The 12,665-nt window shown below is 61.6% G+C and carries 10 protein-coding genes; 7 read left to right on the plus strand and 3 right to left on the minus strand.

The genetic code is table 11. The features are described from left to right. Positions 1–25 precede the first annotated feature (25 nt). The 3 genes from J2D73_RS02780 to J2D73_RS02790 all read left to right on the plus strand — a co-directional run bounded on the left by J2D73_RS02780 (position 26) and on the right by J2D73_RS02790 (position 3,904). A complete protein-coding gene (locus tag J2D73_RS02780) occupies positions 26–2,026 on the plus strand; it encodes a potassium transporter Kup (RefSeq protein WP_207879146.1) in 2,001 nt (666 codons plus the stop codon). A gap of 65 nt (positions 2,027–2,091) precedes the next feature. Then, positions 2,092–3,243, plus strand: coding sequence for a radical SAM family heme chaperone HemW (gene hemW, locus J2D73_RS02785; protein ID WP_341535009.1), 1,152 nt, complete (start codon positions 2,092–2,094; stop codon positions 3,241–3,243). A gap of 127 nt (positions 3,244–3,370) precedes the next feature. Continuing rightward, entirely contained in the window at positions 3,371–3,904 is a 534-nt protein-coding gene (locus J2D73_RS02790; protein ID WP_207879148.1) for a hypothetical protein, read from the plus strand. Positions 3,905–3,912: 8 nt separating this feature from the next. Here the strand turns inward: J2D73_RS02790 and J2D73_RS02795 are convergent, their stop codons facing one another. Then, positions 3,913–4,461, minus strand: coding sequence for a peroxiredoxin (locus tag J2D73_RS02795; protein ID WP_207879251.1), 549 nt, complete (start codon positions 4,459–4,461; stop codon positions 3,913–3,915). A gap of 593 nt (positions 4,462–5,054) precedes the next feature. Beyond that, positions 5,055–6,527: a lytic transglycosylase domain-containing protein gene (locus J2D73_RS02800; RefSeq protein ID WP_243429576.1), complete on the minus strand. Its 1,473-nt coding sequence runs from the start codon at positions 6,525–6,527 to the stop codon at positions 5,055–5,057. Positions 6,528–6,653: 126 nt separating this feature from the next. On the opposite strand from J2D73_RS02800, the gene J2D73_RS02805 reads away from it, so the two are divergent. The 4 genes from J2D73_RS02805 (at position 6,654) to J2D73_RS02820 (ending at position 10,902) form a co-directional block, all read left to right on the plus strand. Then, on the plus strand, positions 6,654–7,712 hold the full coding sequence (locus J2D73_RS02805) for an ABC transporter permease (protein ID WP_341535006.1): 1,059 nt from the start codon (positions 6,654–6,656) through the stop codon (positions 7,710–7,712). Positions 7,713–7,715: 3 nt separating this feature from the next. Then, positions 7,716–8,654: an ABC transporter ATP-binding protein gene (locus J2D73_RS02810; RefSeq protein ID WP_243429577.1), complete on the plus strand. Its 939-nt coding sequence runs from the start codon at positions 7,716–7,718 to the stop codon at positions 8,652–8,654. Further along, positions 8,651–9,610, plus strand: coding sequence for an oxygen-dependent tRNA uridine(34) hydroxylase TrhO (gene trhO, locus J2D73_RS02815; protein ID WP_207879150.1), 960 nt, complete (start codon positions 8,651–8,653; stop codon positions 9,608–9,610). The genes J2D73_RS02810 and trhO overlap by 4 nt, the downstream gene beginning before the upstream one ends. A gap of 425 nt (positions 9,611–10,035) precedes the next feature. Next, the gene (locus J2D73_RS02820; protein ID WP_207879151.1) at positions 10,036–10,902 is read left to right on the plus strand and encodes a formate/nitrite transporter family protein; all 867 of its coding nucleotides are present in this window, start codon (positions 10,036–10,038) and stop codon (positions 10,900–10,902) included. Between the two features lie 179 nt (positions 10,903–11,081). Here the strand turns inward: J2D73_RS02820 and rho are convergent, their stop codons facing one another. Further along, positions 11,082–12,380, minus strand: coding sequence for a transcription termination factor Rho (rho, locus tag J2D73_RS02825; RefSeq protein WP_026397592.1), 1,299 nt, complete (start codon positions 12,378–12,380; stop codon positions 11,082–11,084). Positions 12,381–12,665: the final 285 nt, after the last annotated feature.

A 12,665-nucleotide genomic window follows, 5' to 3' on the forward strand; every position in this document is an offset into this window, starting at 1 on the left:
CCGCCCTTCAGGAGTCTGACTACGCATGACCGACGCTACCAACACACCGGGCCAGCAGGACTCCAAGCCTCCCGCCGGCCCGGCGTCTCAGACGGCGGCGGCCAAGGCTGCTCAGACAGCAGCGCGCATCACCGAATTTGGCGCCGATCAGCCCGAACACACTGCGGCTCCGGTCGGCTTCGCCGCGCTTCTGGGCGTTCTGGGCGTCGTCTACGGCGACATCGGCACGAGTCCCCTGTACGCGCTGCGCTCGACGATCGAAGCGGTCAACGGTCACCACCCGATCCGCGATTTCGAAGTGCTAGGCGTCGAAAGTCTTATTTTCTGGACACTCCTGATCGTCGTCACGCTCAAATACGTCCTGCTGGTGATGCGTGCGGACCATAACGGCGAAGGCGGCATCCTGGCCCTCAGTTCGCTGGCGCAGCGCGTCACCACCAACCCGAAGCTCCGTCTCGCTCTCGGGATGACAGGCATCGTCGGCGCCTGCCTGTTCTTCGGCGACGGCATCATAACGCCCGCCATATCGGTGCTCTCGGCGATTGAGGGCGTCGAGGTCAGCCTCCCCGCCGCACAGGAGTTCATTCTTCCGGCGTCCGTGATCATCCTGATCGCGCTGTTCAGCGTACAGTGGCTTGGCACAGGCAAGGTGGGGACCATCTTCGGACCGGTGATGCTTTTGTGGTTCGCGACTCTCGGCCTGCTCGGGCTGACGCAGATCCTGCACCACCCCGGCGTGCTGTTCGCGATGTCCCCTTATTACGCGGTGATGTTCATCATCCATCACGGCGCGCTGTCATTCGTGGCCCTCGGCTCGGTCGTGCTGTGCGTGACCGGAGCAGAGGCGCTCTACGCCGACATGGGACATTTCGGGCGTGCGCCGATCCAGTACGCCTGGAACTTCTTCGTGCTGCCCATGCTGGCCCTGAACTATCTGGGACAGGGCGCGCTGATCATGGCCGACCCGGGCTCCCTTTCGAATCCATTCTTCATGATGGCCCCGAGCGCTCTTCGGCTGCCGCTCGTCATACTCTCCACCTTTGCGACCGTAATCGCCAGTCAGGCGGGCATTTCCGGCGGTTTTCAGGTTTGTCGGCAGCTCATCCAGCTTGGGTACCTGCCGCGCATGCGCATCACCCACACGAACGCCGAGGAGGAAGGGCAGATCTACCTGCCCGACTTCAACCGCTTTCTCGCAATTGGCGCCACGCTGCTGGTGCTCGCTTTTCGCAGTTCGGACCGACTGGCCGCCGCCTACGGCATCGCGGTGACGGGGACCTTCATCTGCACGACCATGTTGTGCTTCGTGGTCTTTCACCGGCAGTTCAAGTGGTCTCGGCCTGCGGTCTACGCCACGTTCGTTCCGCTGCTTCTCATCGACGCCGTCTTCTTCAGTTCGAACGTGCTGAAAGTTCCGGACGGCGGGTGGGTGCCGCTGATGTTGGGCGGCGTGCTCACACTGATGATGACCACATGGAAACGCGGGCGCAGCCTTATCGTGGCGCGGCAACGGCAGGATAGCCTGCCAATGGGCTCGTTCCTCGCACGGCTGCCGCAATCCCGCACGATCCGCGTGCCCGGAATGGCGGTGTTCCTGACCGCCACGCCTGAATTCGTGCCGCCCTGCCTGCTGCACAACCTCAAACACAACAAGGTGCTGCACGATCACGTCCTGTTCGTGACGGTGCAGAACCTCGATCAACCAGAAGCTGACCGGGGACATCGCGTCGCCGTCGAGGAGCTGGCGCACGACATGTACCGCGTGATCCTCCGTTACGGCTTCATGGAGACGCCGAACATCCCACGCGCCCTTGAAGAACTGAAGGCCAACGGGATCGATTTCGACCCCATGCAGTCGTCGTATTTCATCTCGCGCGAGTTGCTGGCCCGTTCTTCCGTCACCAAGATTTCGCGCTGGCGGATGTCGCTGTTCCTGTTCATGGCGCGCAACGCGACGCCCGCCACGGAATTCTTCCGTATTCCGACCGACCGCGTCGTCGAACTCGGCGTGAAGGTGGCGATCTGAGCGCGACCTCAACCCTCGCCCCCAGCGCGCAGTTCGCCGCGCCGACCGACACGGCGGACGAGCCGATCGCGCTCTATATCCACTGGCCTTTCTGCCTTGCGAAATGCCCGTATTGCGACTTCAACAGCCACGTGCGGGAGCGTATTCCCTCAGAGCGCTTCATCGCCGCCCTTCGGCGCGAACTGGCTCATGAAGCTGCACTGGCCGGGCGGCGGCGGCTTGGCTCGATTTTTTTCGGCGGTGGCACGCCCTCCCTGATGCCGCCGGAGGGTGTCGCGGCCCTCATTGATGACGCGCAACGCCTGTTCGACGCCACTCCGGATATCGAAATCACTCTGGAAGCCAATCCGACCAGCGTCGAAGCCGCGCGTCTGCGCGCATTTCGCGAAGCCGGCGTCAACCGCGTCTCTCTCGGTGTGCAGGCCCTGCGCGACGACGCCCTGGCGGCGCTCGGGCGCGAACATTCGGCGTCTGACGCAATCAAGGCGCTCGAACTTGCCCGCGCGCTCTTCCCGCGTGTCAGCTTCGACCTGATTTACGCCCGATCCGGCCAAACCATGCCTCAATGGCAGGAGGAACTGGAGACCGCCCTGACGTTGGTCGCGGATCACGTCTCGCTCTATCAACTCACCATCGAGACCGGCACCCGCTTCGAGGCCCTGCACAGGCAAGGCGCGCTGACGCTGCCGGACGAAGACCTGGCGGCCGCGCTCTATGAGGAAACCGCCAACGTCGCCGCACGCCATGGCCTCGCCCCCTACGAAGTGTCGAATTACGCGGCGCAGGGCGCGGAAAGCCGCCACAACCTGACTTACTGGCGCTATGGCGACTATATCGGCATTGGCCCCGGCGCGCACGGTCGGATGCCGCGCGCCGATGGTCTTGCAGCGACACGCCGTCACCGCGCGCCGGAACCATGGGCCGAGCGTGTCGAGCGCGACGGCGCCGGACGGACGGAAGAAACCCTTCTCTCGCCCGAGGACCGGGCGCGCGAGATGCTGCTGATGGGGCTACGCCTGACTGAAGGAGTGAACGCCACTCGGTTCGGGCGTCGCACGGGCCTAATCCTTGGCGACTGTATCGACCCGGACACCCTGAAATTCTGCGAGGAAGAAGGATATCTGCAGATGACTGGCGCGGGCGACGCCCAGCGGCTATGCGCTACGCCCGCCGGACGTTTGCGGCTCGAAGCCATCCTGCCGCGTCTGGTGTTATGAAGAAACGATGACGCCTTTGATGAAAAGGGCGCGTTAACGCATTGCCGCAGCCGAAAATTCGTCTACGAAATGAGACTGGCGGCGCTATCGTGAGGACGCGACGCGGGAGTGGCGGCGTAACTGGCGCGTGACGGAGGATTCGCAAGGCAAGATGACCGACCGGAACCAGAACGCCCCGTCCGCCGCGCTTTTCGCAGCCCCGGACCTCACCGTCAGGTTTCAGGCCATGGCCTGGCTGGTCGAAGCCCCCGGCCCCCGAAGTTGGGTCGAAACTGGCGACCCCGAACGCTACAGAGTGTTCGGCTACGACATTCAGCCTCTGGTCACCGAACGGGAAGCGCGCCTCGCCGCCGAGGCCGCCGTGCTGCGCGAGCACCAGATCTGCGTCGACAAGCACGCGGTCGACCTGCTTTTGCTGGCGCAGATCGTCCACCGGCTGAAGGCGATCGTCACCAACGGCTACGTCTATGACACGACCAAGATTCGGGACGATCTGGTCAAATGGGGTTTCATCGCAGGCGACGAAGCGGAGCCGCCTTCGGATACGCCCGCCGGGCGACGCCTCGCTCTCGTCGTTGAGCTGGACTGGCTGCGGACCAAGACCAACTGGGGGTTACGCCGCAGTGCCGACGCCGATCCATCTGGATCGACGTCAGGCTGAAGCGGCTCTCACCCGCCCTTGCCGTCCTTCAAAGCCCGCAACGCCGCGAGACTACGCGTCACGTGTTCGTCTGGAGCCTTGTCGCTATAGCTCATCACGATGCGCCCATCCGGTGCGATCACGTAGGACGTGCGCGTCGCATGAGCTTTCAACGCCATCTTTGCGTCATATGCGCTTGCGACGGCGCCATCCGTATCGGCGGCGACGGCAAAACGGCTCCGGCATTCACTAACCGAGAATTTGTCGAGCTTGTCGATAGAGTCCATCGAGACGCCGATGACAGTCGCGCCAAGAGCATGGAAATCGTCCATCGCATCGGCGAAGTCATGCGCTTCGATGGTGCAGCCCGGCGTAAACGCGGCCGGATAGAAATACACGACCACCGGCCCTTTCTTCAGCGCTTCGGCCAGAGAGAAGCTGAACTCCTTCCCCCCCAGACTGGCTTGCAGGGATATGGGAGGCGCTGCGTGGCCGACGGGCAACGCGGCATGAGCGTTGGACACAAAGCCCGCGGCGAGCGCCAGCGGGAGCAGAACGGAAGCTGCGCGACGGAGCATGGAAACGCTTTCTTTGTTGGTGGGACCGACCGTGAAGCCCTGACCGATCAAGATCATGGAACCTTGCTCCCGTGAGACGTGAACGACAAGCGGCGGAAGACATTGCTCGTCCCCTTTGCCTTTTCGATTCGCGGGGTTGGGCAGGGCTATCGCCGATTACACAACGGACGGCCGAGTGATTGGGATCGAGTGGGACGTCGAACGTCACAAGCAGCGTCTGGGCATGGTGAAATACGCCTGCATCGTGCCTTGCGACGGAGGAAATCCTGTCAAGGCGTCAGCGACGAAGGCGCCTCGCTGCGGTTTTCCGAACAGGACTCAGCGAGGAGGGCTGAAGCAACTGTGCAAGCACGTCAGTGTTCAGCATCGGACGAAAGCAGTAACTGCCCTAAGCTCAGCTCAGCTCAGCGCCGCGCCTGAACTGCCTCAAGCGCCTGATAACCAATGTCTGGTAAAGGTGGCGTCAGCTTTTCGCCAAAACGCACGACGCCTCCAGGACGGCTTCTCTGAAAGCTGTTTACGGAAAAACTTCAAGGCGCAAACGCGTTGGAATCCGCGCTCACGTGGACGCTTTCGTTCGACTGGGCGCCGCTTTACCGAGCGGAATCCGGGGAAACCACCACGCAATTGCCGGAGCTGGCGTCCAGTCGGCGGCAGGCCGCAAGCGCATCGGCCCTCGTTAACCCCACGAGACGAGCGCGGTAGAGCTGCCCACGCGGCGCCTTGACGCTCGCCACCTGCGAACGGGCGCCGGACAGGCTGCTGGCGTGGCTGCGCGCGTGGCTCGCAGCCTGTTCCGCCATCGCCGAGGTCGAGAACGCTCCGACCTGAATGGCCCAGCTGCGATCGGCGTCCACCGCGGCTCCGGCTCCGCGCGATCCCGCCGAACGTGCGGAGCGGGACAGCAGCGGCGCGGGTTCGGCCATTGCCGGACTGACAAGCTGGAAACGACGGCTTGGCCGTTCGACGACCGGAGCCGCTTGTGGCGCAGGTTCAGGCGCGGCGGGCGTGTCACTGGCGGGTGTAGAGGCTGGCGAGGCGGCATCAGCGGACGCAACCTGCACGCTGGCGGCGGCAGGGGCGGCGCCCTGATTTTTCAATCGAGCCGCCCACACGGCGTTCACTGCCTGCGGCGAATCCGGGTTACGCGAAACTGGCGTCCACGCATGGGTGTAGGCTGGAGCCGCTGCGGCGGGTGCGTTGTCAGCCGGAGCCTCCGCCACCTGAACGGGCTGATCGGCGTTGTCGTTGCCGTCGCTCTGGCTCTCTTCGCGATGCGCCCAGGCGGAACGCACAGCCTGCGCCTCACCGGAAGGCATGGCCGCCGAGGCATAGGCGACGTTCGCCGACGATTCGTGGCTAGCGACCAGAAGATCGGCCTGCGAGCGGTTGTTGGGGGTTATGCCTGCGATCTGACGGCCGATCGCCGATACGTAATTACGTGTCTCGCGCGGCAGCGTGCGGTTGCGTGACAGGAAGTCTTCGAGCCGCCCGGGCCCGGCGTTGTACGCAGCCAAGAACCCCGGCGACCCATAGATGTCATACATCTCCCGGATATAGGCTGCGCCCGCCTGAATGCTGTCATGCGGATCGTAGGGATCGTCCCCGAGATTGTAGGCCTCTTTCATCTCGTCATAGGTCGGCGGCATGAGCTGCATCAGCCCCATGGCGCCCGGCGCAGACGTGACCAGCGATCCGTTGTGATAGAGCCGTCCGCCCGACTCCCGATCCATCACGGCGCGAATCCATTGCTCCGGCACGTCAAACCGCTTGGCTGCCTCAACAATGTACGGGCCCCACGGGTCTTCCGGCGGGCCAGGCGGCGCGTAGTAGGATTTGGCGTGCGCGCGGTAATGCGCTTCTTCCTGCGCTACGGAAACGGTCATCTCGTTTGACGGCGCCTGCCCGGCGCAAGCGGAGAGCAGGGCGAGCAACCCCGTTGCCGCAGCGACACGCGCCGTCCCGACGAAACCGCGTCGGTTCAGAGGAGAAGCGTCGGACTGCGGCGCTGGCGATGAACCCGAAGAGAACGACGCGATCATGGTCGCCTTACGCAAGTCGGTCATGAATATGCTCGTTCCGTCAACAATTCGGTCGTCGCCTGATTCAGTTCACTTCAAGACAGAGCAATATCGTCCAAATCTTTCGAATGCACGCATTTTGTCTGCAAAAGTAATTCTGAAGCGGACATTGTGAAGGTTGGCGAGGCATTGTGTCGCCATGATGGCGACACGGCGAGCATGGCGGCGGCGGCTCGCCCTCCAGACGCACTCGTGGTTGCCGCGGTCGTGGCTTATGGGCTACGCGATCGGATCATGAACGTCCCCAACGGTCACACCGACGTCCTGACGCACGAGCATGACGCGACGCAGGCCCTCGCGGATCGTGCGGATTTCGCCGTCAGCGATCTCCTCACGACGGCAGCGGACCATGACGAAGACGCGGAGCCCGTGGTCTGGCGCTCTCGCATCCTGATCGCGCTGGAGGATATCGGGCGGGGCCTGCGCCTGTGGCGTCTGGCCGTCGCGCTGGGCTGGCTCGACATCAAGTTGCAGTTTCGCGGTTCATCCGTCGGCCCGCTCTGGCTCACGTTGTCCAGCGCGATCATGGTGGGCGCTATGGGCGGCATATACAGCCGCCTCTTTCACCTCGTCCTGCGCGACTACCTCCCTTACCTGTCGATCTCGATGATCCTCTGGCAGGTGGGCGTGGCTGGCGTGACGCAGGACGCCTGCGGGTGCTTCACCCGCGCGGCGGATTCGATTCGTTCGATGCGCCTGCCGTTCTCGCTTCAGGCGCTCCGTATGCTGGTGCGCAGCGGATTGACGTTCAGTTACAACATCGTCGTGCCGATCGGCGTCTACGCCATTTTCGGCCTGCTCCCCGGCGTCGTCGGTTTGCTGGCCCTCCCGGCTCTCGTGATCTGGGCGCTCAACGCCTTCGCCTTCGCTTTACTGCTCGGATCGCTCTGCGCCCGCTTTCGCGATGTGCCGCAGATCATCAGCAGCGCCATTCAGATCGCTTTCTACGTCACGCCGATCATCTGGAACGTTCAGCAGCTTGGCGCGCGTGGCCGCTGGCTGATTTTCAACCCGTTCTATTCGTTGCTGGAAATTGTGCGCGCGCCGCTGACCGGCTCGGCGCCGTCTCTTACAATCTGGGCGACAGCTCTTGGCGTCAGCATGACGTTGTGGGCGGCAGGCCTTGTCGTGTTTTCCCGTTCGCGCTCGCGTCTTGCGTTCTGGATCTGAGCCATGACATCCAATCTGATGAGTTCGCATCCTTCAGCTCCTGACGTAACGAGACCCGACGCTCCCGGATCGAAACCTCAGGCGAGCCCCCCCGCAGCACCGAACGCATCGCTGGAACGCGCCGGAGGCGCCGCCTCTCGTCAAGACGGGGCGCTGATCCGGGTGAACCACCTCACCCTCGATTTTCCGATCTTCCACGGCGGCGCCCGATCACTGAAGAAAACGCTGTTCCGGCGCGCCCGCGCGCCGCTCGCCAAAACGCGGGCGGCCCGTACCGGTGGCGAGGTTGAAATCGATCCCAACGACACGGGCGTCGTGCGCGTGCGGGCGCTCGTGGACGTCTCCTTCACCATCCGTCCCGGCGAGCGCATTGGCCTGATCGGCCATAACGGCGCGGGCAAATCCACGCTGTTGCGTGCACTGGGCGGCATCTACGAAGCTGTGCCTGGCATGGTGACGGTCAAGGGCTCGGTCGAAACGTTGATCGACACAAACTCAGGCATGAACCGCGAGCTGACCGGCCGCGAGAACATCCAACTGCAGGCGAGACACAAGGGCCTTCGCACCGCGCAGTTGCGTCAGCTTGAGAAGGACGTCGAGGCGTTCGCCCAGCTTGGCGAGTTCCTCGACCTTCCGGTCAGGCTGTATTCCTCCGGCATGGCCATCCGGCTGGGTTTTGCGTTGGCGACGGCGATCGCGCCGAACATCCTGCTGATGGACGAATGGTTCATGGCCGGAGACGCGAAGTTTCAGGACAAGGCGAAAGACCGCCTCTCCGCCGTGGTGGAGGGCGCGGATATCCTCGTCATCACCTCCCACGCGCTGAACGTGCTGGAAACGTGGTGCACGCGCATTATCTGGCTGGAGAGCGGGCGCATCCGCATGGACGGCCCCACCACCGCGGTGCTGGACGCCTACCGCGCCGAGATGGAGACGTCATGAACGCCCGGCAACCCTCCATCGACGCGTCGTCGCCTCTGCCGGTGCGCGTGGCGGCGCTGTACCGCTTCACGCCCTTCGAGGATTGCGAAGCCCTGAAAGCGCCTCTTGCTAAGCTCTGCTGCTCGCAGGGCGTAAAAGGCATTTTGCTGTTGGCGCACGAAGGTGTGAACGGCACCATCGCAGGCACGGACGACGGCATCGAGAGTGTGCTCGCCTTTATCCGTTCCCTGCCCGGCTGCGCCGAACTCGACGTAAAAGAGTCGCGCGCCGCCACGATGCCGTTTCTCCGCATGAAAGTGCGGATCAAGCGTGAAATCGTAACGATGGGCGTGCCGGACCTCGACCCGCGGACCGACGCTGGCGATTATATAGAACCTGCAGGCTGGAACGCCCTGATCCGCGACCCCGACACGATCCTGATCGACACGCGCAACGACTACGAGGTCGCGGTCGGCACGTTCGAGGGCGCGATAGACCCGAATATCCAAACGTTTCGCGATTTTCCTGCATGGTTTCAGGAAAATCGCGCAGCTTTCATGGAGGAAGGCCGCACCCCGAAGATCGCCATGTTCTGTACTGGCGGGATCAGGTGCGAAAAAGCGACAGCGTTTGTAAAATCCGAAGGACTCGAAGAGGTGTATCACCTCAAGGGCGGCATCCTGAAATATCTGGAAACCGTGCCGGAGGAAGAAAGTTTGTGGCGCGGCGAATGTTTCGTCTTCGATCAGCGCGTGACCGTCACTCACGGCCTTGCTCCCGGCAGTTATGACGTCTGCCACGCCTGCCGCGCGCCAATCAGCGCGGCCGACAGGGAATCTCCGCTGTTTCAAGACGGCGTCAGTTGCCCGTCATGCCATGACGAGCGCAGCGAGGCCCAACGCCAGCGCTATGCCGAACGCGAACGCCAGACCCGGCTGGCGACGGCGCGCGGCGTGGTCCATCTGGGGTCTGAGTAAAGTCAGGAGGCTCTCAGGGCTGCGTCGTACCCTGCCCAAGACTTGGGCTATTAGAAGGCGTTGGCATTTTGTGCGGAAACGTCGGCGTTTTCGTTGTTATCCACAGCACACAGCAAATAATTTCTATTTTTGGAAATTTTAAGTACAGAATTTTATTTACTTTGAAATATCTTGTTCGAAAATTAGCGTCGTTCCCTTCTAAAGCCCCATCAACGAAAACACTTATCCCAGCGCCCGACCAAATTCTTCGACGTCATGCACTGCCGAGGATCGAACGATTCCAGGCGCACGTTCGACAACTGATTTCGATAGACCACTTAATCGCCTTAAATTTCCTCGGGGAAATTCTTCACACAAAAATCGAATTATGCATCGGGGTTGCGCCTCAAGGAACGAAACACCGGATACGACGTTGAGGCGAGACGATGAACAAGAACGAAGCATCTACAAGCGCTGAGAAAGGCGGGGGTTACGAATCCCCGCCCCTCGACGAGCGGGAAAAAAAGCAAGCGGAGCAGCGTGCGCCAATTGGCCCGCTGGTCATACATGAAATTATCCATGCGCAGGGCATGGAAGAACTCGAACGTACATTACCGGGACTCGTATGGTCCGGCCTTGCTGCGGGCCTTTCCGTCGGCTTTTCGTTCCTTACCGAAGCAACAATATCAAGCCATCTTCCGCAGGCTTCCTGGTCGCCTCTTCTCGCAAGCTTCGGCTATAGCATCGGGTTTTTGATTGTCATCTTAGGTCAGCAGCAACTCTTTACAGAGACCACGCTGACTGCGTTGATCCCGTTGCTTGGCCAGCGCAGCCTGGCCCTGACGCAACAGACTTTGCGTGTGTGGGCAGCCGTCCTCGCAGCCAATCTTGTGCCTACACTGCTCTGGGGCTGGGCGGCCGCCCGCACAAGTCTGTTTCCTGATGCTACGCGCGCCGCCATGCTGGAACTCTCGCAATCAACCATGGCGCACAGCTTCGGTCACACCTTTGGATTAGCCTTGATCGCGGGGTGGATTATCGGACTGATGGTATGGCTGCTGCCCGCAGCGGGCGTAGCCAAGCCTTTTATCATTGTCTTATTGACGACTCTGGTGGCTCTCCTGGGGACGCCACACATCATTGCCGGCTCTGCCGAAGCATTCTTCGGCGTCGCGTCTGGTCACGCGAGCATTACTGATTATTTCTTCCGTTTTATGATCCCGACATTGCTCGGCAACACTGTTGGCGGGACGATCCTGGCGGCGTTGCTCAATCACGCCCCCATTCGTGATGAACTCAAGGCTTCCGATTGATCTTCTCTCGTCAATCTTAACAACCTGAATCGAACAACACATTTCGCTCCAGCATCTCGCCATTTAAAGGCAAAAAGCGGAGCATCGCCTGCCATGTAACCAGATCCACGCGCGTCGACGTTATTCATCATAAAAAAAGCCGGGCAAAGCCCGGCTTAAAAAACGTCCGACCAGTTCGATCAGTTATTCATCGCCTCGAAGAAATCGTTGTTCGACTTGCTGTATTTGAGTTTATCGAGAAGGAAGTCCATCGCGTCCATTGTACCCATCGGAGCAAGGATACGGCGGAGGACCCACATCTTCGACAAGGTGGCACGATCGACAAGGAGTTCTTCCTTACGCGTGCCGCTCTTGGTGATGTCGATCGCCGGGAACGTGCGCTTGTCGGCGAGCTTACGGTCGAGAATGAGCTCCGAGTTGCCGGTGCCTTTGAACTCTTCGAAAATCACCTCGTCCATGCGCGAACCCGTGTCGATCAGCGCGGTGGCGATGATGGTCAATGAACCGCCTTCCTCAATATTGCGCGCTGCGCCGAAGAAGCGCTTGGGGCGCTGCAGCGCGTTGGCGTCCACACCACCGGTCAGCACCTTGCCTGATGACGGAACAACGGTGTTGTAGGCGCGGGCGAGACGCGTAATCGAGTCGAGAAGGATCACGACATCGCGCTTGTGCTCGACGAGGCGCTTGGCCTTCTCGAGAACCATCTCCGTGACCTGCACGTGGCGCGTCGCGGGCTCATCGAAGGTTGAGGCGACGACTTCGCCGCGCACCGAGCGGGCCATGTCGGTGACTTCTTCCGGACGCTCGTCGATCAGAAGAACGATCAGGAATACTTCAGGATGATTGGCCGAGATCGACGCTGCGATGCTTTGGAGCATCACCGTCTTGCCGGTGCGCGGCGGCGCCACGATGAGCGCGCGCTGCCCCATGCCTATCGGAGAGACGAGGTCGATCACGCGCGGCGTGAAGTCGCGCGTCTGGCCCTTCTTGCCTTTTCCGCCAGTTTCCGGCTCGGGCGGCGTCTGCCCCTCGATCTCCATCTGCAAGCGACGCTCAGGATAGAGCGGCGTCAGATTGTCGAAATTGATGCGATGGCGGATCGCATCGGGGGCCTCAAAATTGATCGTGTTGACCTTGAGCAGCGAGAAATAACGCTCGCCGTCACGCGGAGCGCGGATCTGCCCTTCAACCGTGTCGCCGGTTCGCAGACCGAAGCGCCGCACCTGCACGGGGGAGATGTAGATATCGTCAGGTCCCGGCAGGTAGTTCGCTTCGGGCGAACGTAGATAGCCGAAACCGTCAGGAAGGATTTCGAGCGTGCCTTCGCCGTAGATCGCCTGATCATTGTCGGCCAGAGCTTTGAGAATCGCGAACATCAACTCCTGCTTGCGCAGCGAGGACGCGTTCTCGATGTTCTGGCTCTCGGCATAAGAGAGCAGGTCGGCCGGTGTCTTGGCCTTAAGTTCAGAAAGATGCATTTGCGCCGCGCCTTGATGTGGCAAGCAGAAACTTGGGAGGATCAAGGCGCCCATTGCCCAATATCAATACGATACAGGCCGGACGGCGCGCATTCGGCGCGCCCCCTTGGAAAGCGGGGTCTTGATGGAGGAACGCGCTTGACGGAGGCCCCGTCAGCGGTGGCGCTGTCGGTAGTCGCACATCGACATCATGTCAAGAAAAAATTCTCACTTGCAATTCGAATTTGTCGGTCTCGAATTTGCGGCGAGCGTGACGAAATCCTCACGTCGGCAGCGGTAACGCGT

Origin of the sequence: Acetobacter sacchari (assembly GCF_017377715.1) — a bacterium.
In the GTDB taxonomy this organism is placed as follows: Bacteria; Pseudomonadota; Alphaproteobacteria; order Acetobacterales; family Acetobacteraceae; genus Acetobacter; species Acetobacter sacchari.